Source organism: Pristimantibacillus sp. Z349TD_6, from assembly GCF_056173205.1.
The window spans coordinates 835684-859483 of record NZ_CM149662.1 but is presented as its reverse complement, the minus strand read 5'-3'; the positions used below and the strand labels follow the sequence as shown (position 1 = coordinate 859483).

Here is a 23800-nt window from a genome sequence, read left to right as displayed (position 1 = left end):
GTCAATCCTTGGAATCGCAGCCATCAAGCTTATCTACTCTTTATTATTCCTCGAATGAAAGATTAGACGGTCCATCCAGCAGCTCGCTTTCCATCTCAAGATTAGTTATTGGCACGCTAAGATCAACCTCTTCGAACTTGAAGCTATCCACCCATACATGCCCTTTGCCCATAAGCAGTACACCAATGGATATGGTCGCGCTGTTAGCAGGAACATCTAATACGATAGCGTAATGATTCCAGCCCGTATCGCCAATAATTTTTCTATTATTCATATTATCAAACTGCAAAATATCCTGTGCGTTGTTGTCGACCCTCATCCACAAGCCGCAATATTCCTGAACCCCGCTTGTCCTTACAAAACCTGTGAATCTCATTCTGCGACCGACAAACTTCTCAGCTTTAAATTGCTGCATCATCGTCCCAAATTGACCCGGGTCCTCTGCAATAAGCGCCTTCAAATACCCCGATGCATTTCCTTGATGAACGATGCTGCGGTCAATTCCCATTTCATAGTTTTGAGGCTGGCTTCCCGTCAGGAACCAGTCTTTCACAGGTGAAGCTTGATCCATATAATCTCCTCCTAAAGTAGAATACGTATGCGGTGTAAACATTTTACGGTAACGGCCCGGCGGCATGCTGTACATCTTCTTGAATGCTCTTGTAAATGCTTCCTGGCTTTCAAAATAGCAGTTCAACGAAATCGTAATGATCGTTTCATCCGTGTTTAGCAGCAGTCTAGATGCATAACAGAGACGGCGGCTTCTCAAATAATCCGCTATGTTTATGCCTACTTCCTTTCGGAATAAACGGTGAAAATGGTATGGAGAAAAACCAGCGTGTGCAGCTATTTGTTCAAGTGTCAGTTCATCCTGAAGGTTATCCTCCATGTACTGGATACTTTTTTGAATGATGTTGTGAGTAATCAAAGGTGCGCCTCCTTTGACTCTAGAATAGCAGAAGGAAGAAGGCTGTTTTTGATATTTTTTGCTAAGTTGTCATTGCTGCAAGCTTAATTCTCTATTTTAATAAAAATCACTTTTGGTGATATTGCACTTGTGTGAAATCAGTAAAGTTTAAATATAAATAAACAACACCTTGCCGTGCCTATTTCCACTAAGCATAATGAATTTAGACATGGTATAACCAGCACCTAGAGTATGACCTCTACTACGTTCAAAGGAGTGATGATGTTTGAATAAGAACAATCAAATCAAAAAACATGTGAGAGGTTTACATTTATAATCAAATAAACCTCTCACATACTTCTGGGAGGAAATAAGTTTATGTATATTTCGAAAGCGATAGGAACGGAACTTGCCAGCGAAAACTTCACTAAAGCAGCAGCACTTTTTGGAGCTTTGAAGCACCATTTATCGATTCAAGGTGTCATTGAAGGTGTTTTGCACGGTAGAGTTTTCTTGTCCATTGACAGCGCTACAGCTGTATTAACAAGCCCTCAAGGTATATTTTTAGGCGGCAGTCCGGAAAATCATTTGTTTTTCGAAGAAGTTAACAAGCTGTTTAAAGAAGAGTTTTTGCCCAAGCTTGCAGCGATCGGACGGCTGGATTATGTGCTCTTCTATCCCTCGGATGAGAAATGGGAAAATATGCTCAGCCTCGTGATGAAGGATCTGCTACCTCTGCGAAGCGGCCGAATGACGTTTACTCACGATCTGGACGGCATAGAGACTACGCTTGCTGATCATATTTATCAGGTAGATAGCAGCTTTCTTAAAAGAGAAGAGTTAATAGGGCTCGATGGCATCATCAGTGAAATTCAAGGTGGCTGGGCCTCCATTGAAGCTTATGAGGATAGAGGTTTTGGATGCGCTGCAATTCAAGACACGGATGAAGGACCCGCCATCATCAGCTGGTGCCTGACCGATTGGGTAGTCGGGGATGAATGTGAGCTCGGCATTCAAACAGATGAACAATATCGAGGCAACGGATGGGCTCGAAAAACAGCGTTAGGTGCACTCTCACTTGCGAAGCAACGAGGCATGACAAGAGTAGGCTGGCAATGCTGGTCAAGCAATATAGGCTCGCAAAAAACCGCTATAGCTGCTGGGTTCAAGCTTCTTATTGATTTCCCCGTATTGTTCGGGTGGAATCTGCCTTTAAACAATCTCCTCGTTAACGGGAACCACTATCTGCGCGGCGATACAAGGTATGGCGTGGAACGAGACTATGCCCGCGCAGCATGGAGCTACGCACAAGCGCTTGATCAAGGCTGGGATTGGAACGGAGATGCCGCGCTGTATTGGAATGCCGCTTGCTTGTTTTATTTGACCGGAGAGCAGGATCGTGCCCTACATTATTACAAAAGCGCGGTGGAAAAAGGTTGGCAGGGCATTCATAAGCCCCATTATCATGATTATGTCTATAGAGAAGCGGACAGTGAGCAGATGGCTCGTATTTTCGCTGAAGCATGTAAGTAACAGAGGTTGACCTCTGTTACCCTCCGCCAATGTCTAACATACAATGCATGGTGGAGGTGATTCTTTTATGCTTCAAATGTCATGGTATTCAAAGGCTTTAGGATTAGTCGGCCAGCCAGTTGGGGTCTCTTTACTGAACGGACAAGGTGTAACGGGCGTTTTATGCAGCATTACCGGCGGTAATTTAGTGCTGCAGGAATACTTGTATCAGAGTCAATTTGCGACGAAGCAATATCCCCTTAATACGATTCAAGATGTTAATTCCTTTCCAGGCTGCAGCGTGCCTGGTCCGTTATTCTAATACCAATTCACAGACCACCAAGAGTACGGGGCGTTTTAAAAGTCATATTGCGATTTTTTGAGCACTACTTATAACTTATTATTCGAGAAAAAGGACCTCAAGCTCCACTATACAGTGGAATTAGGGGTCCTTTCATTTGAAAACGAGGATGTTCCCCTGTCATGCGAAGACTTTTACGGCAGCGCCTGCAGCAGCTTCATCTAAGCACAGAAATGCACTTATTTAACCAAATCTTTTTCAATTCTGCTCAATTTAGAGGTATTTGTACACCTATTTGCATCATTTCAATCTTGTTTATTAAAAACAGATGCACTTTTGCACTTGTTTACTCTCCACTATCGGTTCACGCACATTACAATCATACAACATGCATCGCAGATGCTGGATATGGTGGAGAAGAGAATTACGCTAAAAATAGCAGTACAGGAATAGCTCTCCTGTACTGCTATTTTTCATATATTTACCAATTATTCCGTTCAACGCGAGCTATTCCTCCGTGAACTTGATGCTTATGGGACAGCCCCTTTTCTTTATGATAAGCGCTATCCATTGTAATTGAGAACAGTTATCATTTATAATGATAGAAGTCGATGGAATTATCATCATCCAGAAAGAGTGAACTGCCTATGTCCCCTGCTTGTGAAGAAATGTCCCTTGCCTCCCATTTATTTTATATGCCTGTCCAAGTAACTAGAATAGATAATGAAACGGTGGCAGACCGCTTCTTTGAAGAATTGGCGCCATTCTCCCGTATTCTCATCGTATCGAGCGGTGCAGCTGAGCTTTCTATTAACGATCAGCTGTATGAGATAGCGCGTGGAAGCGTCGTGTTATGCGATGCCCATCAGCGATTAAAATGGAAGGCATCTCCCTCGCTGCGCGGTATCCAGATTTCCTACCGCTGCTTGACTGCAGAGGGCTCCGAGCATCGTGGGCTCAATCACCCTGCACCGCTGCATCGCTGTCCAGTCGGAATCCTTAGATTAGCCGGCGAGCTGGAAACGGTGTGGAGAGAGCCCCAATTAAGTGAACCGCTTCAGTCTCAACAGTTGTTTATTGAGCTGCTTGTCGAGCTGTACAAAGAACGTAATGCTTTGCAGCAGCCCTCCAACTACTGGTTGGAACATGCCATTCAATATATGGAGACGCATTATAATAAGGATCTGACGCGGGAGCAAATGGCTGAACAAGCTCATGTAAGCCAAGAGCATTTCTCACGTACATTCCGCAAAAATACAGGACGCACTTTCAATGCCTATCTGACCTTGCTGAGAATTCGCAGCGCGCAGCGGCGTATCCTTGTCGGAGCTCCTGATCTGAATACTCTCGCTCAAGAAGTCGGCTATAAGGAAGGCTTTTATTTAAGCCGTAAATTCAAAGAAGCTGTCGGGCTTTCCCCCACCGCTTATCAACGGAAGCACAAACGGATTGCCGCATTGAATCTAAATCACACTGCTAGCCTAATGGCGCTCGGCGTTATCCCAGAGCTAGGCGTCTATACAACCTGGTTGGAGCATTCCAATAACAAGTTGAATGTAAACACCAGTCAGAAGCTAAATACCTATGGCCAAACTCCCTCCACCTATTATGAAGCGATCGCCGCCGCAAGGCCTGATGTCATTATCAGCTACAACATGGCTGAAGAGAATAAAGGCCTGCTTCCGCTCGCGCCAGTGGTGGAACTTCCTTTTATGACGATGAACTGGCGCGAACAATTCCTTATGATTGCTGACATTGTAGATAAACGTCAGACAGCTGAAGCATGGCTCGCCTATTATGATCAATTGATTATTAGAAGCAATCATAGGCTGGATCGCCAGCTTGGCTATCGTGGTACCGCCGTTGTATGGGAGATTGATTCGAACAAAGCTTATTGCTGCAGCAGCAGTCACGGCAGAGGCAGTCAAATTCTTTATGATGATCTCGGCTTTCAGCCTCCCTCCGAATTGCTGGAACAAGGCTTTTTCGCTCGTGGATATGTGGAAGCAGATATCGAAACCATTGCTTCTTATCCGGCCGACCATATTTTCATTACTTCATTGCCTTCTTGCCCGCGTGAACTGAGCCAAATGGATCGTTTATTTCGCTCCCCTCGCTGGCTTGAGCTGAAAGCTGTCCAGAATAAGCAGGTATACCTACTCAATGAGCCAGATATGTTTTGCGGATACGACCCGATCTCTACGCAAGCGCAGCTTCGAGAGCTGCTTCGTGCGATGACCTCACGTCACAAATCTGCATGACTACACATCATTTTAGTCCATAGTCATTTTCAAGATTACACGGTAAAGTGTTACTGAGAATGATTATCGTTTTAAATAAGGGGGATATGACATTGTTTTCTTTTCAACAGAAGTTTTACAGCAGCCGTCGTTTCATTTTTGCCGTTTCATTACTACTATTAGCGGTTCTCGTTTCCGCTTGTGGAACAGAAAAAGCTCCAACCAACGCTGGAGCACCATCAAGCAGCACCGAAGAGACTACACCGGAAACGGCCGTGCCGGAAGCTGCGAAATTTAAGACGGTGTCCACGGTTAAAGGCGACATCGAAATTCCGGTTCATCCGAAGCGAATTGTAGCTGAAGAATACTTGGGCAGCCTGATTGCTCTTGATGTAATTCCGGTAGGATCTCCGGGTGTTACGATAGAAAACTACTATTTCAAAGAAGCGCTGGCTGGCGTTGCAGATACAGGAGTTTATGGAGAGCCATCCGCTGAAAACATAATCAGCCTCTCCCCCGATCTCATCATTACAGCCAACGGAGACAGCTACGAGCAGCTCCGTAAAATTGCGCCAACGATTGTTATCCCATACGGAGAATTAAAAAATGTTCATGCAGAGTTGACCTATTTCGGAGATTTATTCGGCAAAGAAGATGTAGCTAAGTCATGGCTGGCCGAATATGACCGCCGCATTGCGGAAGCCAAAGCTAAAGTAGATAAAGCTATTCCTGCTGGTGCAACCTTCTCCATCATGGAGTACAGCGATAAAACGACTTGGGTTTACGGTGACAACTTCGGTCGCGGCGGCCAGCCCATCTATCAATCATTAGGCCGTAAGCCTCCTGTCGATGTTGCCGATGAAATCATGAAGAAGCAGTGGGCTGAAATTTCATCAGAAACGCTGTCCAAGTATGCAGGCGATTATATTATTTTGACATCCAATGATCGTACGTTAGAATATTTTCAAAACGACCCGATCTGGGGCAATCTTCCGGCTGTAAAAAATGGTCACATCTACATATGGCCTGAAGAGAGATCCTGGTATTTTGACCCCATCGCTGTTCTAGCTCAATCTGAAGAGCTGACAGAGTGGCTCGTCAATCAAGGAAAATAATAAAAAGCCTTCAAAACCACTAGCAGCGTGGCTTTGAAGGCTCTTTTAACTATAATAAGTTCTACTTAGTCGAAAATAATAGCCACCGCTTTACTTCGCTACAACCGGTTTATCTTGAGATACTGCAAGCTGATTCAGATAAATGCCCGTTCCATCTCCAATGGCGTAATTGAGTACCCGTTTATTAACTGGAACGATAACGGCGCGATATAGCGTCGGGAATACAGGAATGTCTTTCACCATCAGCTCCTGCCATTCCTTGTAGATGCCTTGACGTACCTTCACATCAAAGGCCGCTTCTGAAATCCCTTCTTTAAGCAAGCGATCCTGTTCGTCACTAGCATAACGCGGGAAGTTATAGATCGCATCGCGCCCGTATAGGCCAGCTGGATCGACGTCAATGCCTACGCCCCAAGCCCCTTGATACACATCTACTGTTGGATCGTCTTTTCCTGTGCTGCCTACACGATCATAGAAAGTGTTGAACTCCACCATTTCCAGCTTTACGTTCAAGCCAATTGCTTGCCATGACTGTACATAATATTGAGCAAGCGGCTGTGCAATATCTCCGCCTGTCATGGAAATAAAGTTAATAGCTAATTCGCTGCCATCTGGATTTGTGCGGAATTTGCCATTCATTTTGTAGCCGGCATCATCCAAAATCTTGTTAGCCAAATCTTTATCAAAGGCAAGGCCTTTATTAGTAGCATCATGGTACTCTGGGTGAGAAGGCGGAATAAGTGTCGTCGCATTCCAGCGTAGGCCGTGATAGAATTGCTTGCCGACCTGATCGTTATCGACCGCATGCCACATCGCTTTCCGCAGGTTTACATCGCCCATTTTGGCTTTTGGATCAGGAACGACTTTGCCAGCCTCAGCATCCCACTTGCCTAGTTTAAAGCCAATATACGTATATGCACGGTCAATTGCACCTAAGTATTCAAGATTTGATAGACTCGCATTATCTGGATATTGATCCGCCGGGAAGGAATCAACGAGATCGACACCGCCAGTTTTCAATTGTTGTACGACGGTTGTTTGATTAATTACTTTCAATACAACCTCATCTAGTGCAGGCTCACCGCGCCAGTAATCTGTATTTTTCTCAAAAACAACAGATTCCCCAGGAACGATGCTTTTTACTTTAAATGGCCCGAAGCCGATTGGTTTCTCACGAACCTCTGGAGAAGCCGAAATTTTAGCTACATCCATATTGCCGAATATGTGCTTCGCTAATGGATAATTCCATACACCACCGGTCAAAAGGGAAGGAGATGATTGAATATACGTAATTTTAAGCTTTTTCTCGCCTAAAACTTCAATTCCTGAGATCGTTTTTGCTTTTCCTTCATGGAATTCCGTCATCCCTACGATATTAGTGAAATTCGAATCATACCGTGGACCGTCATATTTGGGGTTGCCGATGACTTCATGAGCGAATAACCAATCCTCTGCAGTTACTGGCTTGCCGTCATGCCAGTTTACATTATCGCGAATCGTAAGCGTAAATGTTTTGCCATCCTCAGACACTTCATACGTTGCTGCCCCATCATTCGTATATACATAGCTTTTATCCCAAGTAAGCAGCCCTTCATCAAACCAGTTTAGTACTTGTGAATCCGGATCACCGGAATAAAAGTTCCAGTTCAGCGTCCCTTCAAATGGTGTATCTGATACAAGGCCAAATGTAATGGAACCACCCTTTATGGCTTCGCCCTCATTTTTCTTCACATTGCTGAAATCCTCAATGGAATAAAGACCATCGTCTGGAGCAGGCTTCTCGGTTTCCGCAGGAGCGGCACTCTCCGTGGGCTTCGCCGCACCATCAGTCGGGCTCGGCGTGTCTACACTCCCGTTATTAGATGAACAAGCTGCAAGAAAGACTAGCAATGCCACCATAAGCGGTAAAAATAAAGACCTTGAAAACATCGTGTTCTTCTTCACCATCATTCTCCTCCTTTATTATCCTTTTCTTTGTCTTGCATCTGTCGCACGCTTTAGCGCTTGACCGACATTGTTTATACTCAACATCAGTACCAAAATCAGTATCGATGCAGGTAACCATATCCACCATCTAAGCTCGAGCGTTTGCGGGTCTCTAGCATAGCTGACTAACGTGCCTAAGCTGGGCATGCTCTCTGGAAACCCGAAGCCAAGAAACGATAGTCCAGACTCTAAACCGATATTTGCCGCCAAGTTCAAAGTCATCGTAACAATTATGATGGAGCTTAAATTCGGCAATACCTGGACCATCATGATTTTAAAATTGGAGGAGCCTAATGTTTTGGATGCCTGAACATAATCAAGCTCCTTCTCCTGCAGCGCTTTCGAGCGAATTAATCTTGCAATCCCCATCCATAAAAAAGCGGTCATAATAAGCGAGAAAGACCAAATATTATATTTGGGTACGGCTGTAACAAACGCAATCACGATCATCAAGGTCGGCAGGATCATAAAAAAGTCAACAAATCTCATAAAGATGTTATCAACCGTACCACCGAAATAACCGGAAATGAGTCCAACACATACGCCAATTACTCCTGTAAATGCAGTAACAATAATAGCAATCGTTAATGAATTTCGAGTCCCAATAATTAATTGCCCAAAAACATCGCGGCCTCCATAGTCCGTACCTAACAAATGCTCGGATGACGGCGGCTTTTTCAGTGCGAATAAATCAACCGATACAATTTGCTCCTGATTCAGAACAAGAGAGATCCCATACACAGAAAGAATAACTACGCTCAAAAAAATTAAGGATACGAATGCGACTTTGTCTCGTACGATTTCCCGCCAAATAATATTCAAGCTTGACGGGCTTTTATCCGGCACCTGGAGCGCGGTTATGGGAATTTTTGTCTTTCTCATTTCTTTCACCTCAACATCTCGAGTTCTTATTTAATTCGAATACGAGGATCAACGATACTCAAAACAATGTCAGAGATTAATGCCCCTACAATAGAAGCCACTCCATACAATAAAACAAGCGCAGTAACGACGCTGAAATCCCGCAGAGCGATAGAGCTTAAGAATAGTTGACCCATTCCTGGATAACTGAAGATACCCTCTATGAACACCGTGCCTCCGATGAGTCCAGTAATTTCATAACCAAAAAAAGCTGCGATCGGCAATAACGAATTTCTTAAAATATGGCGATTATAAACGCGGGATTCTGAGGCGCCTTTCGCTCTTGCTGTGATAATGAAATCCTTTTGCTTCGTATCAATGATTTCGCTTCGAAGATATTGAACCGTCGACACGGTTGCGATAAGAGCCATCGAAATGGCTGGGAGAAGTAAATGATAAAATTTGCTCATAACATATTGAAGAGTACTTGGTTCCAGTCCTGGAGCGACGCTTCCTCCCGTTGGAAACCAACCAAAATGAAAGCCGAACACCCATAACATCAATAAAGCGAAAATAAATAGTGGGGCTGCAAATCCAATATAGGTATAGCCTGTAATCAATCGATCTCCCCACGTGTCGTTATAACGGCCGCTTGTAATCCCAAGCGGTATTGCTATCAAGTAAGTAAGGATTAGAGTGACGATGGATAACCAAACGGTATTCATCATGCGCTGGCCAATCAGATCAGACACTGGCATTTTGAAACGAAACGACTGTCCGAAGTCACCTTGCACAGCTTTCGTAATCCAGTCCCAATACTGTACATACCACGGATTGTTAAGGCCCAGCCTCTCACGCTGTGCATCCATTGCAGCTGGATCTATACTCGGATCGATCATTCCAGTCAATGCGTCCCCCGGCATAGCCTTCGCTATTAGAAAGACGAGGATGCTTAACAATATAATTTGAGGGATCATAATGACTATTCTTCGTGAAACTGTGCGCCACATCGTCCTCACCCTCTCCCAGGCAAAGCCACGAAATGTGTTTCTGAAACGGGTTTTAACGGATAAGCCAAACCGTCCTCGTCAAAATAATTCTCATAGGCTTGTTCATATTCCGCCTTAACCGCCTTGCGAAACGAATGTTTTTCCTCTCGTTTCGTTGGATCAATATCAGGTATAGCCGAGATAAGACGCTTGGTATAAATATGCTGAGGTTGATTGAAAATATCAGCTGTCGTTCCTCGTTCAACGTAACGGCCTTTGTACATAATGCCAATATGATCGCACATATGCCTTATAATGCCGAGATCATGACTAATGATCAGATAAGTAAGGTTTAGCTCTTTCTGAATATCCTGCATGAAGTTTAGTACCTGCGCTTGAACGGATACGTCCAGCGCTGACACGGGTTCATCGGCTATAATCAGCTTTGGTTTTAAAGCGATAGCTCTCGCAATTCCGATTCGCTGCCGCTGGCCTCCTGAAAATTCATGAGGATATTTATAAATCGATTCTGGGCTCAAGCCCACTTGCTCCAACAATTGTTGTACACTGCGCTTCTCTTCGCCAGCAGACTGCTTCTCAAAATTTCGCAGCGGCTCAGCGATAATATCAAGCACGCGTTTCTTAGGATTCAAGGAGGAATAGGGATCTTGGAAGATCATTTGAATATCTCTGCGGAAGCCTGCATGGCTTCGAAGTCCGCCAGCAGCAAGCTGCTGGCCTTGGAAGAGAACACTTCCTGATGTAATTGCATTTAAGCCTATGATGGCTCTGCCTGTCGTGGTCTTGCCAGAGCCAGACTCGCCTACTAGTCCATAGGTCTGTCCCTGCTCCAAGGAGAATTGTATACCGTCTACCGCTTTGATCGGTGGACCCTTTTTACTGAAAAGACTCCCGCGATTCGGAAAATGTACCTTTAGATCGCTGATCTCAAGAAATGACATGTTGATGATCCTCCTTCTCGTCAGGGAAGTGAAAATGCTTGTAGCAGCTGCATCTGACGAAATGGCCCGGAGAAATCTCATGCATTTCCGGGTTCGCTTCATGTGCAGCCTCAGCAATCCAAGGCGTCCTCGATCGAAAACGGCAGCCCTGCCTCGGGAGGTTCTGAAGAGACGGCACAATTCCCTGAATAACATGGAGCTTAGACTTTGCTTCATTCACAGTTGGTATCGATTGCAATAATGATTTGGTATAGGGATGCTGTGCTTTAGCAATGATTGTGTAGATATCGGCAATTTCAACAATTTGTCCGGCATACATAACAGCAACTCGGTCAGCCATCTCGGCCACAACGCCCAAGTCATGCGTGATTAAGACGATGCCAGCCTTGCTTTCATCCTTCAAACGCCGCAGCAATTCAAGAATTTGCAATTGTATCGTTACATCCAGTGCTGTAGTCGGTTCATCTGCAATTAATAGCTTAGGATCATTGGCAATCGCGATAGCAATAATGACACGCTGCCTCATCCCGCCGGACAATTCATGGGGGTAACGCCCGTATGTATGCTCTGGGCGAGGAATACCCACTTTAGTTAAAAGCTCGATCGCCCTGTCCGCTCTTTCCTTACTAGAGAGTTTGGGCTGGTGCAGGAGAATAACTTCTTCAATCTGAGAACCGATAATCATGAGGGGATTTAATGCGGATAATGGGTCTTGGAAGATCATGCCTATTTCTTTCCCTCTCAGCTTATTTAGCGTGGAGGGTGACATTTGGACAATGTCCTGTCCTTGGTAATAAATATTTCCTTCTATTTTTGCTCTCGTATGGAGGCCCATGATGGAGTAGGCCAGCGCACTCTTGCCAGAGCCCGACTCCCCCACTATGGCAAGAACCTCATTTTCTTTTACCGTTAGCGTCACATCATCCACTGCTGCATAATAATGATCCGCAATGCGAAAAGAAGTCGTCAAATTCTCAATTTTCAGCAGCTCTTTTTTCAATAGAATCCTCCTAACGTAGTGATTCTAAACTTGCAATATTCATAATTTTCCGAATTTTCAAACCATAGATTTATCATATCTAATATAAGCATAAAACAATTTAACTGCAACTATAATTTATAGCATATTCAATATATATATTCTTGTTTTTGGATTTCATTACTCTAATGGATCATATACTAATGTCTATAGTAAACGCTGTCAAGCTTTAATGTGATGTATTACATTTTGATGATAGTTATTCGTCAGGTTTATACTGTTATATAATTACATTAAGTAAAATATGTATTTTCTTTTTGTAAATATAATCTCCGTTTTACTCATTACTTCAATCATTACTTTAAAAATATTCAAGAAATTTTCAGCAAACGAAACTCTTATAAACTATTTTTCAATATTAGTTTACGTGTTAGATTCCTCTCTGTTTTTATGCAATAATATGTACATAATCTTTTAAAATGAAACAGAAACAGAAAAGATTCCCCTTAGTCTAAACGAATTTATTAATGGCGATAATAATATTCGATACTAAAAACAATTCATAGCAGATGGAGTGAGCGCCCTGATTTCTTTAAACCGATTTATTAAAATTTGTTTCGCTGTTATTTTAGTTCTTGCCATTATTTATTTAGCATCACTTGTCGATTTTATTTTCAAACCCTTCGTTTCTTTGTTCAGTATTGTTATGATTCCATTGATGCTCGCCTCTTTTTTCTATTATCTACTACGCCCGCTTGTAAACTGGATGGAGCGACCTAAATTAAAGAGACCTTGGGTCATTCTCATTATTTATTTAGCAGCTGCTGTGCTGTTTAGTTTATTTATCGTTGGCGTATTTCCTTCGCTTCGCACTCAGTTTTTCAATTTAGTAAATAATGCGCCTAATCTTTTCAATACATTGGGCAAGCAGCTGCAAGATCTGGAACAGAACGGTTTTTTAGCAGACATTTTGCCTGAAGATGTAAGTCCTTTTTCAAAAATAACCGAATACCTGAATAAAGGATTTTCATTGTTGACTAACTATTTAACGGGGATGTTTTCTTTTATCTCTAATTTCGCACTCATTTTGTTCACCTTCCCTATTCTTCTTTTTTACATGTTGAAGGAAGGGGACAAATTCGGCCAGAAAATCGTCAGCTTCATGCCTAAGAGATACCATGCTGAAGGTGAAAAAACGATGCAGGAAATTGATACGGCTCTAAGCGGATTCATTGTGGGGAGAGTCGTTGTAAATCTGGCGCTCGGTGTTCTGATGTATATCGGCTTCCTTATCATCGGTTTGCCCTATGCTCTTTTACTGACTGTCGTTGCTGTTATTATGAACTTTATTCCTTTTATAGGCGCCATACTGTCTGCTGTACCGATCGTCATTATTGGTTTAATTGAATCGCCATCTGTTGCGATTTGGTCATTAGTGGTCATCCTACTCTCACAACAAATACAGGATAATATTATTTCACCTTATATTTTCGGAAAACAGCTCGATATTCACCCTATTACAACTATTCTATTGGTGCTGGTGGGCAGTGACGCTTTTGGAATCATAGGCGTAATCATTATTATACCGGTATATATGATGCTGAAAATCGTTGCTACCAAGGTATATCAGCTGTTCTTCAAACAGAAATGGGAAGACGCATAAGTATTTACAAGCAAAAGGGGATCACATCGATGTGGTCCCCTTTTGCTTACCCGTAGCCATTGTTGATTTCTGTTTTTGCCAAAATCGTATTGCCGTCATCCACCACCAATCTCGATTCTAGTTTTTTCACCCTCAAATATTCTATGATAATTAATAGATTTTGGTGTTACAAAACATCCCTATTCTCGATATGCCGAACCGTTGACCAGGCGATCGCTACGCCAAATACTGCTAAAGCAAGCGGAATGTAAATGATGGTTGCCAGTGAGAAGACAGGATTGCTCGAACTTGTCAGTATGACGATTAGGAGTGAAGAGAGAATAGTTGCAGGCACCGAATGCTTGCGCATGCCGAAATAAAGCGGCACTAAACTTGCTCCTGCTGCTGCAAAGGCAAAGCTTACGATGCTTGCTAGCTGCGCAGCATAATCCAGCGGTACAGGCGCTTCCTCTATAATATGAAAAAAATGATTTATGCCAATAAGCATAGACAATGTAAAAATATGCGAGATGATTATTGCAACAAAAGTAAGGATAGCTACAATCGCCAGCTTGGAAGCAAACAGCTTTTTGCGACTAACCGGGTACATAAACATAACTAGAATTGTCTTTTTCTTATACTCATCAATGATTAACTTGCTAATTAGAACGGCAGCCATGACGATAAACGTCGACCTAACCATAGCGCCAGCTATAATATACAGCTCTCCAATATTTGTGATCTCGTTTTTAACTTCCACACCCTCAAAGTAACCGATCATGAACATTAGCGTAACAATCACGACGTTCGCTATGATCGCTGCCTTCACATACCAGCCTAATCCCATTTTTGCTATTTCCAGCTTCATAAGTTTAATCACGGATGCTTCACCTCGTCTCCTTGAATCAAATCGAGGAAATACTGCTCCAAAGAAGTGTACTTCTTGTTCAGCGACTCGATATTCACATCGTTTAGTGCAAGCGATTTTGAAATCGTCGTCTGCATCGCTCCTGATTCAAAGATGCGAATCATATTGTCATCTATAATTTTAAAATTAGTGAGCTGGAGCTCGTTGGCTAGCACAGCGCATGCCTTTGTCCGATCCGGCGTTATGAGCTCGATATATTCTGAGTTCTGGCCCCGTACATCTACCATCGACACCTGTTTAATGAGCCTGCCGCCGCTGATCACGCCAATCGTATTGGCCATTTGCTCTATTTCACTGAGCAAATGGCTCGATATGAGAATAGTAACTCCATAATCTGTACTTAGCATTTGAAGCAGATTACGAATTTCTTTAATGCCGGCAGGATCAAGCCCATTAATCGGCTCATCCAATATGAGCAATTCAGGTCTGTTCATAATCGCTCTAGCGATCGCCAGTCTTTGCTTCATCCCGAGCGAGAAGTTTTTGACCGCTTTATCATCCACGTTACGCAGGGCAACCATGCCGAGCACCTCTCCGATAACCTTGTCATCATGGCAGCCCATGTACTCGTTATGCAGCTGCAGGTTTTGTTTGGCAGTCAGCTTGTCATAAAAAACCGGCATTTCAATGATGCTTCCCATCCTTTTAAATACATCATACGTGTTAGGCCTAAGCGGCTCATTAAACAATTCGATCTGCCCCGCAGTCGGCTTAATCAAATTCGTGAGCATTTTCATAACGGTCGTTTTCCCTGCGCCATTTGGGCCAAGGAAGCCATATATTTCGCCCTTCCGCACGCTCATGCTTACATTGCTTACGACTTCTTTGCCCTCAAATGCTTTCGTCAGGCCGCTCGTTCTCAAAATATAATCCACTCGTTCTCTCCTTCTTTCCATGTTGTAACTAGTTCTCAGTTTATCGAACACCTTTATCTTATTTGTTGCTTATTTCTAACAAAAATCTTAAGTTGCTAATAGGTCATGCGTTTGAGCTTAACCGTGAACGTCGTTTTCTCAAACGGGATGCTATGCAATGTGATCTCGCCATTCATTTCCTCCACGAGTCTTTTCGTAATCGTTAAGCCCAATCCACTTCCCTGGAAAGCCTTGTTTCTAGACTCCTCCAGCGTAAACATCCTTTCAAAAACAAGCTCCTGATTTCGAGCCCTAATCCCTTTGCCGCAATCCGAAACGTCAATCCTAACATGCGAAGCGTCAACGCTCATAGCAAGCCCAATTCTCTTCCCATCGCTGCCGTAACGAATGGCATTGGACAATAAATTGCTGAGCACCCGCTCCAGCGCTTCCTCGTTCCCTAAAGCATAGATCGCTTCTTCTGGAATTTGAATATCTGCTTCATAGCCGCTTGCCTGCACCAGATCGTAAAAGGACAAAATGCTTTTTTTGCACAGCTCGTTCATATGTATTCGCGATAGCGTGATATCGTTGTCACCCGCTTCTAATCTAGCTAAATCGAAAAAACCGTTCATCAGCTTAATGATCTCCAGCGTTTTTTCATGAATCAGCCGAAGAAGACGTTCTCTTTCTTCAGATGCCATCTCGCGGCTGCCTTGTATCATCTCGGCATAGCCGAGTACGACGGTTAGCGGTGTTTTTAGATCATGCGAGAAGTTAGCAAGCATTTTCCTCATGGAATGATTCGTTTTAGTAAACTGCGCCAGCTTATTTTGATTATCTGTGAAGAGGCGGTTTAACTCGACCAGCAGCAGCTTCAATTCGCGATCATCTGTCATGAGGAGCAGCATTTCCGAAGAGTGCTGCTCCAGCTGTCTGCTGATCTGGTTTGCAATATACCGTAAGTCGGAGCTTCTAGCCCGCTTCATTTGATACTGAATGACATTTAAAATGGCGAGTATGACAATGATACCTACTAAGCTATAAACCATATTAAAATTCTCCCAGCTTATATCCGATGCCCCATAACGTCTTAATATATTGCGGCGCTGATGGATCGTCTTCGATCTTCTCTCTCAAACGGCTGATATGAACGTTTATAACATTCTCATCTCCAAAGTAATCATCGTTCCAGACAGATCTGTAAATTTGCTCCTTCGTAAACACTTTGGTTGGATTCATCGTTAGAAGCTTTATGATCTGCCATTCCTTTGAAGTAAGCTTAATGGACTTGCCCCGTTTACTTACATCAATATTGTCCGTATCGATCGTAAGCTCATGAACACGAAGTACACTAGGCGCTGCCTGATTCTGAACACCTGAGTATAGCGTTGCTCTGCGAATTGCAGCTTTTACTCTTGCGAGCAGTTCGATCATAGAGAACGGTTTGGCCAGATAGTCATCCGCTCCGAAGCCTAATCCTAAAGCTTTGTCCACATCGCCATCCTTAGCAGATAAAATGAGGACTGGAAGTAGACTATGCTCCCTAATCTTCTTCAGAAAATCAATGCCATTCAGCTTAGGCAGCATGACATCCAGCAATATTAAATCATACGTGTCCTGAGAAAATAACCGCAGTGCTTCTTCACCATCTGCCGCATGTACGATATGGAAGCCTTCCAACGTCAAATAAGCCTCCACCATTTCGCTAATCGATCTGTCGTCCTCTACGAGCAATATGCGTTGTTTCAAGCCGTTCCACCTATCCTATCTATGTAAAGTCATTATATATTTTCAATCTATTTCCTTACTATACCATAGCCTATTTGTGTCAGATGACAGGAACATTGTCCAATAACTAAAAAAAAGCCCGCGATTTTACGCGGACTTAAGATTTGTTTATTTCACTTCAACTACAAAAGGGCTGATAAACGTTTTACCGTTTCGTTGAAATTGCCCCCAGATCTTATATACACCAGCACTCGGGAAAGTCGTCATGAATTTCGCATCCGGGCCTTTCGCTTTTTCCTCCAGCGGGTGTACATGCAAATACTGCTCTGTATCTTCGCTAAGAATCACAACGTGCCCAACTGCGCCTAAGTAAGGCTCTAAATCCGTTATTGGATCTTTGGACTTCGCATCCGTAAGTTTGAAGTTCAACTCCATTTCTTTGCCGGCTTCCGAATGATTGTTTTCGAGTGTGATTTCTACCCCGTCCACAATCACGGACTGTTCATCCGATGGCTTAATCGGAACTTGTTCAGCGGCTAGCCCTTCTACCTTGATCCATTCAGACTTCGTTGTGGCGGAGCCGCCGGTAGGGATATAGTCGGCGAATAACTTATAGTCTCCACCCAAAGGGAACGATGTCGTGATTTCAAATTGCCCATTCCCTTTGTACTCCGGATGGATGTGGTCAAAGTAAGATAAATCTTTGCTGACTGCGATGAGATGGAGCTTCTTCTCGTGATTAATATCAAATGCCTCGATGGCCTTTCCGTCCGTATCTTGAATTTGTACGGTTATTACGGTGTTCTCTCCAGATTTCGGCGTTTCTTCTGACCATTTCCAATCGGCATTCGTCTCTAGCTTCTTCGTCTCGCCAGCATGTTCTTCTCCGTGAGCTCCGTGCTCTCCGGGACTGGATGCAGCGGGTGATGCTGCTTGAGAATTCCCGCCATGAGCACCATGATTATCTGTTTCTTGTTTATTTTGTTTTCCGCAAGCAGCAACAAAAACGAGTACAGCTAGCAATCCGATCAAATAAATTCGTTTCATTTTAGCCTCCAGGATATGAATAACTTTAAACTTTTGCCCTTTGTAGACGCAGCGCATTCAGCACAACGGAGACGGAGCTTAAAGCCATAGCTGCTCCAGCGAGCCATGGTGCAAGGAATCCAAGCGCTGCAATCGGGATGCCGATGACATTATAAGCAAGCGCCCAGAACAAGTTTTGCTTAATGTTTACCATCGTTTTCTTACTCATCGAGATCGCGTCCGGAATACTGTTCAAGTCACCGCGCATTAAAGTAACATCCGCAGCCTCCATGGCTACATCGGTTCCCGTTCCGATAGCCATTCCGATATCCGCAATAGCCAATGCCGGCGCATCGTTAATTCCATCTCCAACCATCGCGACCTTCTTACCGCTTTCTTGCAATCGCTTGACCTCGTTGGCTTTGCCACCCGGCAGCACTTCCGCCAGCACATGGTCGATTCCAACTTGGCTCGCAATGGCTTTCGCCGTACGTTCATTGTCGCCTGTCATCATCACGACTTCCAAACCAAGCTGCTTTAATCTGGCAACTGCCTGCTTTGACGTATCTTTAATCGTGTCCGCTACGGCTACCATACCAGCGTACTTCCCGTTAACCGCAACCAGCATCGCTGTTTTTCCAACCGACTCCAGTCGGCTCATTTCTTCAAAAGCGGACTCCGCGTTCACGTTAGCTTTCGCCAATAACTTTCGGGTTCCTATTAGCAATTCGTTCCCTTCGACTGTAGCTTCAATGCCAAACCCAGGTATCGCTTGAAAGGAATCGGTCGATGGGAGAGAAATACCTTGCTCTTGAATACCAGCCACGATCGCTTCCGCTAACGGATGCTCCGAATTTTTCTCCGCTGCAGCAATCCAGGACAAGAGCTGTTCCCGATTATAGCCTTGCTCAATCCGTACATCCGTCAATTCCGGCTTGCCTTTTGTTACCGTTCCCGTTTTATCCAATATAATGGTGTTAATGCGATGCGTGGATTCTAAATGCTCGCCGCCTTTGAACAAAATACCGAGTTCAGCGGATCGACCCGAACCGGCCATAATCGATGTTGGCGTAGCAAGACCTAGCGCACACGGGCATGCTATAACCAGAACGGCAATTGCCTTCTCCAACGCCTCTGCGAAATTGCCTGCATCAACAGCGAAGTACCAGATCAAGAAAGTGACGATCGCGATCCCTACAACGATCGGGACGAATATTCCAGAGATCACGTCAGCCACCCTTTGAATCGGCGCTTTCGAGCCTTGCGCTTCCTCTACAACTTTGATGATTTGGGAAAGCGCCGTTTCTTTGCCGACTTTAGTCGCTCTAACTTTAAGCACGCCGTTTTTGTTCAGCGTTGCTCCAATGACTTGATCTCCTGTCTGCTTATCTACTGGGATACTTTCACCGGTTAACATCGATTCATCAACTGCCGATAGCCCTTCAAGCACTACACCATCGACTGGCACTTTCTCGCCAGGTTTAACTAGGAATACATCTCCAGTTACTACGTCTTCAATCGGAATACTAACTTCCTGACCATCCCGTATGACGATAGCCGACTTGGCTTGTAAGCCCATCAATGCTTTAATCGCTTCGGAAGATCGGCCTTTCGCCAGCGTTTCGAATAATTTACCCAGCAATATTAACGTAATCAGCACGGCACTCGTCTCATAATACATCTCAACCTGATGATGTGCGGATGCATTTATTGATTCGATCGTTAAGTAAACACTATAGAAGTAGGCGGCAGATGTGCCGAGCGCTACCAATACATCCATATTCGCACTGCCATTGCGCAGCGCCTTGTAGGCTCCGACATAGAATCGGCTGCCAATAATGAACTGTACTGGGGTAGCCAATATCAATTGGAACCATGGATTCATGAAAATCTCAGGCACCCATATCCATGACGTAAAGGAGAAATGCCCAACCATAGCCCAGAGAAGCGGCAAAGAGAGAATAGCTGATACAATCAACCGGATCTGCAGGCTGCGGACTTCTTTTTTCTTATGATCGCTTTCACTCGTCTGCTCGTTCTTTGGTTTAGCTTTATAGCCGATCTGTTCGACTTTCTTGATCATATCCGCAGCACTTGTCATGGATGGAATAAATTCCACATGCGCCGTCTCCAAAGCTAAGTTTACCGTCGCTTTTACGCCGCTCATTTTGTTAAGGCCCTTCTCGATGCGCGTGGCGCACGCTGCGCAGGTCATGCCTACAATATCGAAGTCAATGGACTCCTTTACCGTACCGTATCCCAAGGCTTGAATTTTCTGTTCCAATTGGGACATGTTCACTTGAGAAGGGTCAAAGTTGACGGATGCTTGCTCCATGGCGAAGTTCACGTTTGCTTGTGCAACGCCTTCCAGCTTATTCAGGCCTTTCTCTATACGGCTCGCACATGCTGCGCAAGTCATGCCAGTGATCTGTAGTGTGGCTTGTTGATTAGATACTGATTGATTATTAGAACTGCTCATGATCATCACCTATTCTTCTGTCGTATTACCATCTTAACTATGTGACGTTTTTACTTCACGACATCGTAACCCTGTTTCTCAATCGTTTCGACAATGGCATCCAATGAGATTTCACTGTCGTCATACACCAATTCAACTAGGCCTGCGGCTCGATCAACAGTTGCTTTTGCACCGAGAGTTTCGACTGCACCTTCAATCCTACGAACACAACTGCCACAAGTCATTCCTTCTACATTTAACATTACGTTTTTCATTTTTAATTCCTCCGTCTCATTTGTTTCGTCAACATACCATACCCTCCTATAGTATATTAACGACAAAATAATAAATTATTGATGATTTCCTTGAAGTTGATTCAACCGACAAGCTTAGTCACACTTCCCTTTCGCAAACGGTTCACTTGCTCCAAAGGTGCAGTCTGCATATCCGATTTTATTAGAATCGACACTTCCAAGCCGGTGAACGCTTCGTCCAGCCAATGATCGAATGGCAAGCCAACTTCTTCCGCACCTTTATGAGAGTGGAGTTGCTACGAAGAGTCAAGCTCCAACACAACCTTTGTAATTAATGGTAACGATAAATATAGAATACCCCCGTACCCTATGTAATGTCAAGCGAAGTTGATGAATAAAATTTAAAAGCAAATGTACACAAGCACATTTGCTCCGATTATCATTTCATTAGTTTATTTATTGTCGTCAACAACTCATCAATGACTCCATGTTCACCCGATTGAATTTTTTCAACGACACAGCTTTTCATATGGTTCTCGAGAAGTAATTTTCCGACGCCGTTTAGAGCCGATTGAACCGACGCGATCTGATTGAGCACATCATCGCAATACGTATCTTTTTCAATTAACCCTTTGATCCCTCGAATTTGCCCTTCAATTCGGTTCAGGCGACTGGTCAGGTTTATCTTGGTCTTCTCGGAGTGATGGCTATGTTGATGGTGGTGATGATTTTCATGTCCAGCGGATGCAACCGTTAATTCATTTTCCATGGCTTATCCCCTCCCCTTAAGCCCTATTATACCCCCTAACCCTATCCGATGCAAAGTTCTGATAAAGCAGCAAATCAGCCGTGAATAACACGACTGATTATTATGCTATCTCATTTTCAATTCTCTGACGTTTTCCCTTTACGAATAAAAATCAACGCGATAAGCGCACCCACGATAGCTATGATAGCTGCTCCAACGAATGCGGAGTGAAAACCCGTATTTAATGCTGCAATTTGATCGATCCCTTTATCCAGCTCCCCTTTTGTCCAGGAAGAAGATACGGCAACCATGACAGCTAATCCAATGGCTGAACCAATCTGATAGCTCATATTGGATAAGCCCGACGCCAAACCGGATTCTTCCGGCCTTACCCCCGACAAGGAGGAAATTGTTGCCGGGATATAAGCCATTGACATGCCAAGTGCCCCGAGTAGAGAAGCCCATAGTACGTTGGTAACGAAGTTTCCATCCTCTGGCGTATTCCCAGCGAACAGCAACAGTGATCCTGCTAATATAAGCATACCAATGACGAGATTTCCTTTGATGCCGAACTTGCCGACAAGCCTTCCCATGACTGCGACCATCAAGATCATGATGAGGATCGTCATCGGCACCAGAGCAACCCCGCCCATGAATGCCGAATAGTTCAAAACCTGTTGAAGATACAGATTTAAGAAAAACCAAAGCGGAATCCAAGCACCTGAAAGAGTTGCCAAAATGATATTGCTCGCAAGTAGATTTGGAGCTCTAAATATCCGTAGAGGTACGAGCGGGTCTTTTTTCTTCGCTTGCACGATCAGAAACAGAATGAACAGTACAGCAGCAATGGCCAATAGACCAAATGTTTGCGCCCCCCATCCGTTATGCTCCGAAGTGACGATCGCATATACCGCCAGCACCAACGCAGCTGTGACCGTCAGTGATCCTAAGATATCGATGCTGCCTTTACTTTTTGTTCCTTTTGGAAGGACATACAGACTGTACAAAATAGCGAACAAGCCCACGGGGATGTTGATTAGGAATGTCCAATTCCAACTGAGCCATTCCGTGATGACTCCTCCAAGGAAAACCCCGGCGGTTCCCCCTGCTGCTGCGGATGCTCCCCAGAAGCCGAAAGCTTTGTTTAACTCCTTAGGGTTAGCGGCAAACAGTTGCATGATGATGGTCAATGCAGCTGGAGCGATTAGCGCAGATCCAAATCCTTGAATGGCGCGGCCGATATTCATCGACTCCTGGGACCAAGCTAATCCAGCTAACAGCGAAGCAAGTAACAAAATGATAAACCCGAGCATAAACATCTTGCGTTGACCGAACAGATCGGAAAGTCGGCCCCCTAGCAGCAATAATCCCCCGAAGAAAATGACATACGCATTAAATACCCATTGCAGGTTGTTTTGCGAGTAACCAAGTGCTTCTTTAACAGCTGGGAGAGCAACCCCGATGATGGATGTATCCATGATAACGATGAACTGAGCCAAGCATAACAAGAACAATGCCTTCCATCTTAGCGAATTCACATTAGTCATAGCCTTTGAATTTCCTGACATTTCGTATTCCTCCTTGATTTGATTTACATTCGTATAGTATACCCCCCTACCCTATATTGTCAACAACTATTTCCATAAAAAAACTGCTGACTTTAGATCAGCAGTGACTTGATTTGATTTAAATCCACTATGGGATGAGTTGATTGATGGCGCCCGTTAACGTTTCTTTCGGTACAAATCCTGTCACTTTCCCGACTAGCTCACCCTTTTTGTAAATAAACAAAGCTGGTAAACTCATGACTCCCATTTGCTCTGTCACCTTCGTTTCCGTCGCTACATCCACCATGGCCACCGTTACTTTTCCTGCATAAGCTTGGTCGATTTCCTCTAGAATCGGCTTCATTTGTTTACAGAGCGTACACCATTCCGCCCAAAATTCAACCAAGACGGCATCCTGTTCAGAAACCAACTTATCGTACGTGTTGTCCGTTAAATTTAAGATAGTCATTGCTCTATCCCTCCTCTTGTGTAATTCACCCTGATAGGTACATAACCACCACACGCAACACACAGTTTTTGTTGATGGAGAATCCTAATATACTTTAACTTCATAAAATCTGACAAACACTATAATAACTCTAATATCGCCAAATTGAAATTTAAGATAAAAATCTATTTATAAGTTAACATCATCTCCGTCGGAATTGAGGCAATTTGGTCTTTATCAGCGGATCGACCTATTAGACTTAAGACGTAGTCTCAGCTCCGTCGCCAGCCGCTTGAGGCGGAATAAGCTTAA

Annotated in this window: 22 protein-coding genes; 5 read left to right on the top strand and 17 right to left on the bottom strand. The window is 44.0% G+C overall.

All coding sequences use genetic code 11. The features are described 5' to 3' along the window. Nucleotides 1–43 precede the first annotated feature (43 nt). Nucleotides 44–928 (bottom strand): helix-turn-helix transcriptional regulator, encoded by an 885-nt coding sequence (locus AC0VYE_RS03765; protein ID WP_083682114.1) that lies wholly within the window; start codon nucleotides 926–928, stop codon nucleotides 44–46. 357 nt (nucleotides 929–1285) lie between these two features. Between AC0VYE_RS03765 and AC0VYE_RS03760 the strand changes: the two genes are divergently transcribed. From AC0VYE_RS03760 to AC0VYE_RS03745, 4 genes are all read left to right on the top strand, one after another. Further along, nucleotides 1286–2440, top strand: a complete 1155-nt coding sequence (locus tag AC0VYE_RS03760; protein WP_076268772.1) for a GNAT family N-acetyltransferase — start codon at nucleotides 1286–1288, stop codon at nucleotides 2438–2440. A gap of 76 nt (nucleotides 2441–2516) precedes the next feature. Further along, nucleotides 2517–2741 carry a hypothetical protein gene (locus AC0VYE_RS03755; protein WP_076268884.1) on the top strand — a complete coding sequence of 75 codons (225 nt, stop codon included), beginning with the start codon at nucleotides 2517–2519 and terminating at the stop codon, nucleotides 2739–2741. A gap of 626 nt (nucleotides 2742–3367) precedes the next feature. Continuing rightward, the gene (locus AC0VYE_RS03750; protein WP_076268771.1) at nucleotides 3368–4981 is read left to right on the top strand and encodes an ABC transporter substrate-binding protein; all 1614 of its coding nucleotides are present in this window, start codon (nucleotides 3368–3370) and stop codon (nucleotides 4979–4981) included. Between the two features lie 86 nt (nucleotides 4982–5067). Beyond that, the gene (locus AC0VYE_RS03745; RefSeq protein ID WP_475446153.1) at nucleotides 5068–6075 is read left to right on the top strand and encodes an iron-hydroxamate ABC transporter substrate-binding protein; all 1008 of its coding nucleotides are present in this window, start codon (nucleotides 5068–5070) and stop codon (nucleotides 6073–6075) included. Nucleotides 6076–6165: 90 nt separating this feature from the next. Here AC0VYE_RS03745 and AC0VYE_RS03740 read toward each other — a convergent pair whose 3' ends face one another. The 5 genes from AC0VYE_RS03740 to AC0VYE_RS03720 are packed head-to-tail and all read right to left on the bottom strand — an operon-like array spanning nucleotide 6166 to nucleotide 11873. Further along, nucleotides 6166–8022, bottom strand: coding sequence for an oligopeptide ABC transporter substrate-binding protein (locus tag AC0VYE_RS03740; RefSeq protein WP_475449424.1), 1857 nt, complete (start codon nucleotides 8020–8022; stop codon nucleotides 6166–6168). Nucleotides 8023–8037: 15 nt separating this feature from the next. Beyond that, complete coding sequence (locus AC0VYE_RS03735) at nucleotides 8038–8943, bottom strand: ABC transporter permease (RefSeq protein WP_475446151.1); 906 nt, start codon at nucleotides 8941–8943, stop codon at nucleotides 8038–8040. A gap of 26 nt (nucleotides 8944–8969) precedes the next feature. Further along, complete coding sequence (gene opp4B, locus AC0VYE_RS03730; RefSeq protein WP_475446149.1) at nucleotides 8970–9932, bottom strand: oligopeptide ABC transporter permease; 963 nt, start codon at nucleotides 9930–9932, stop codon at nucleotides 8970–8972. Between the two features lie 5 nt (nucleotides 9933–9937). After that, complete coding sequence (locus tag AC0VYE_RS03725; protein ID WP_076268766.1) at nucleotides 9938–10873, bottom strand: ABC transporter ATP-binding protein; 936 nt, start codon at nucleotides 10871–10873, stop codon at nucleotides 9938–9940. Continuing rightward, on the bottom strand, nucleotides 10860–11873 hold the full coding sequence (locus tag AC0VYE_RS03720) for an ABC transporter ATP-binding protein (protein ID WP_076268765.1): 1014 nt from the start codon (nucleotides 11871–11873) through the stop codon (nucleotides 10860–10862). The genes AC0VYE_RS03725 and AC0VYE_RS03720 overlap by 14 nt, the downstream gene beginning before the upstream one ends. Nucleotides 11874–12435: 562 nt before the next feature. On the opposite strand from AC0VYE_RS03720, the gene AC0VYE_RS03715 reads away from it, so the two are divergent. Further along, nucleotides 12436–13515 carry an AI-2E family transporter gene (locus tag AC0VYE_RS03715; RefSeq protein WP_475449422.1) on the top strand — a complete coding sequence of 360 codons (1080 nt, stop codon included), beginning with the start codon at nucleotides 12436–12438 and terminating at the stop codon, nucleotides 13513–13515. Between the two features lie 166 nt (nucleotides 13516–13681). On the opposite strand, the gene AC0VYE_RS03710 is transcribed toward AC0VYE_RS03715, so the two are convergent. The 11 genes from AC0VYE_RS03710 to AC0VYE_RS03660 all read right to left on the bottom strand — a co-directional run bounded on the left by AC0VYE_RS03710 (nucleotide 13682) and on the right by AC0VYE_RS03660 (nucleotide 23563). Next, nucleotides 13682–14374, bottom strand: a complete 693-nt coding sequence (locus tag AC0VYE_RS03710) for an ABC transporter permease (protein WP_475446146.1) — start codon at nucleotides 14372–14374, stop codon at nucleotides 13682–13684. Further along, the gene (locus AC0VYE_RS03705) at nucleotides 14371–15297 is read right to left on the bottom strand and encodes an ATP-binding cassette domain-containing protein (RefSeq protein WP_076268763.1); all 927 of its coding nucleotides are present in this window, start codon (nucleotides 15295–15297) and stop codon (nucleotides 14371–14373) included. Before AC0VYE_RS03705 ends, AC0VYE_RS03710 begins: the two co-directional genes overlap by 4 nt. Before the next feature lie 95 nt (nucleotides 15298–15392). Beyond that, nucleotides 15393–16328 carry a sensor histidine kinase gene (locus AC0VYE_RS03700; RefSeq protein WP_076268762.1) on the bottom strand — a complete coding sequence of 312 codons (936 nt, stop codon included), beginning with the start codon at nucleotides 16326–16328 and terminating at the stop codon, nucleotides 15393–15395. A 1-nt stretch (nucleotide 16329) separates the two neighbouring features. Next, on the bottom strand, nucleotides 16330–17028 hold the full coding sequence (locus tag AC0VYE_RS03695; RefSeq protein WP_475446144.1) for a response regulator transcription factor: 699 nt from the start codon (nucleotides 17026–17028) through the stop codon (nucleotides 16330–16332). Nucleotides 17029–17175: 147 nt separating this feature from the next. Beyond that, nucleotides 17176–18054, bottom strand: coding sequence for a hypothetical protein (locus tag AC0VYE_RS03690; protein WP_475446142.1), 879 nt, complete (start codon nucleotides 18052–18054; stop codon nucleotides 17176–17178). Nucleotides 18055–18079: 25 nt separating this feature from the next. After that, nucleotides 18080–20512, bottom strand: a complete 2433-nt coding sequence (locus AC0VYE_RS03685; RefSeq protein WP_475446140.1) for a heavy metal translocating P-type ATPase — start codon at nucleotides 20510–20512, stop codon at nucleotides 18080–18082. A 50-nt stretch (nucleotides 20513–20562) separates the two neighbouring features. After that, nucleotides 20563–20766, bottom strand: a complete 204-nt coding sequence (locus AC0VYE_RS03680) for a cation transporter (RefSeq protein ID WP_054026361.1) — start codon at nucleotides 20764–20766, stop codon at nucleotides 20563–20565. A gap of 101 nt (nucleotides 20767–20867) precedes the next feature. Then, nucleotides 20868–21005, bottom strand: a complete 138-nt coding sequence (locus AC0VYE_RS03675) for a hypothetical protein (protein ID WP_475446139.1) — start codon at nucleotides 21003–21005, stop codon at nucleotides 20868–20870. A gap of 179 nt (nucleotides 21006–21184) precedes the next feature. Then, on the bottom strand, nucleotides 21185–21514 hold the full coding sequence (locus AC0VYE_RS03670; protein ID WP_076268759.1) for a metal-sensitive transcriptional regulator: 330 nt from the start codon (nucleotides 21512–21514) through the stop codon (nucleotides 21185–21187). Nucleotides 21515–21630: 116 nt separating this feature from the next. After that, complete coding sequence (locus tag AC0VYE_RS03665; protein ID WP_475446137.1) at nucleotides 21631–23061, bottom strand: MFS transporter; 1431 nt, start codon at nucleotides 23059–23061, stop codon at nucleotides 21631–21633. Nucleotides 23062–23188: 127 nt separating this feature from the next. Continuing rightward, entirely contained in the window at nucleotides 23189–23563 is a 375-nt protein-coding gene (locus tag AC0VYE_RS03660; RefSeq protein ID WP_475446136.1) for a thioredoxin family protein, read from the bottom strand. Nucleotides 23564–23800 lie beyond the last annotated feature (237 nt).

Coding starts and splice junctions, on each gene's coding strand:
- AC0VYE_RS03670 (WP_076268759.1), bottom strand. CDS start 21,514: ATGGAAAATGAATTAACGGTTGCATCCGCTGGACATGAAAATCATCAC.
- AC0VYE_RS03750 (WP_076268771.1), top strand. CDS start 3,368: ATGTCCCCTGCTTGTGAAGAAATGTCCCTTGCCTCCCATTTATTTTAT.
- AC0VYE_RS03665 (WP_475446137.1), bottom strand. CDS start 23,061: ATGTCAGGAAATTCAAAGGCTATGACTAATGTGAATTCGCTAAGATGG.
- AC0VYE_RS03760 (WP_076268772.1), top strand. CDS start 1,286: ATGTATATTTCGAAAGCGATAGGAACGGAACTTGCCAGCGAAAACTTC.
- AC0VYE_RS03685 (WP_475446140.1), bottom strand. CDS start 20,512: ATGAGCAGTTCTAATAATCAATCAGTATCTAATCAACAAGCCACACTA.
- AC0VYE_RS03745 (WP_475446153.1), top strand. CDS start 5,068: ATGACATTGTTTTCTTTTCAACAGAAGTTTTACAGCAGCCGTCGTTTC.
- AC0VYE_RS03725 (WP_076268766.1), bottom strand. CDS start 10,873: ATGTCATTTCTTGAGATCAGCGATCTAAAGGTACATTTTCCGAATCGC.
- AC0VYE_RS03735 (WP_475446151.1), bottom strand. CDS start 8,943: ATGAGAAAGACAAAAATTCCCATAACCGCGCTCCAGGTGCCGGATAAA.
- AC0VYE_RS03755 (WP_076268884.1), top strand. CDS start 2,517: ATGTCATGGTATTCAAAGGCTTTAGGATTAGTCGGCCAGCCAGTTGGG.
- AC0VYE_RS03700 (WP_076268762.1), bottom strand. CDS start 16,328: ATGGTTTATAGCTTAGTAGGTATCATTGTCATACTCGCCATTTTAAAT.
- opp4B (WP_475446149.1), bottom strand. CDS start 9,932: ATGTGGCGCACAGTTTCACGAAGAATAGTCATTATGATCCCTCAAATT.
- AC0VYE_RS03680 (WP_054026361.1), bottom strand. CDS start 20,766: ATGAAAAACGTAATGTTAAATGTAGAAGGAATGACTTGTGGCAGTTGT.
- AC0VYE_RS03740 (WP_475449424.1), bottom strand. CDS start 8,022: ATGGTGAAGAAGAACACGATGTTTTCAAGGTCTTTATTTTTACCGCTT.
- AC0VYE_RS03690 (WP_475446142.1), bottom strand. CDS start 18,054: ATGAAACGAATTTATTTGATCGGATTGCTAGCTGTACTCGTTTTTGTT.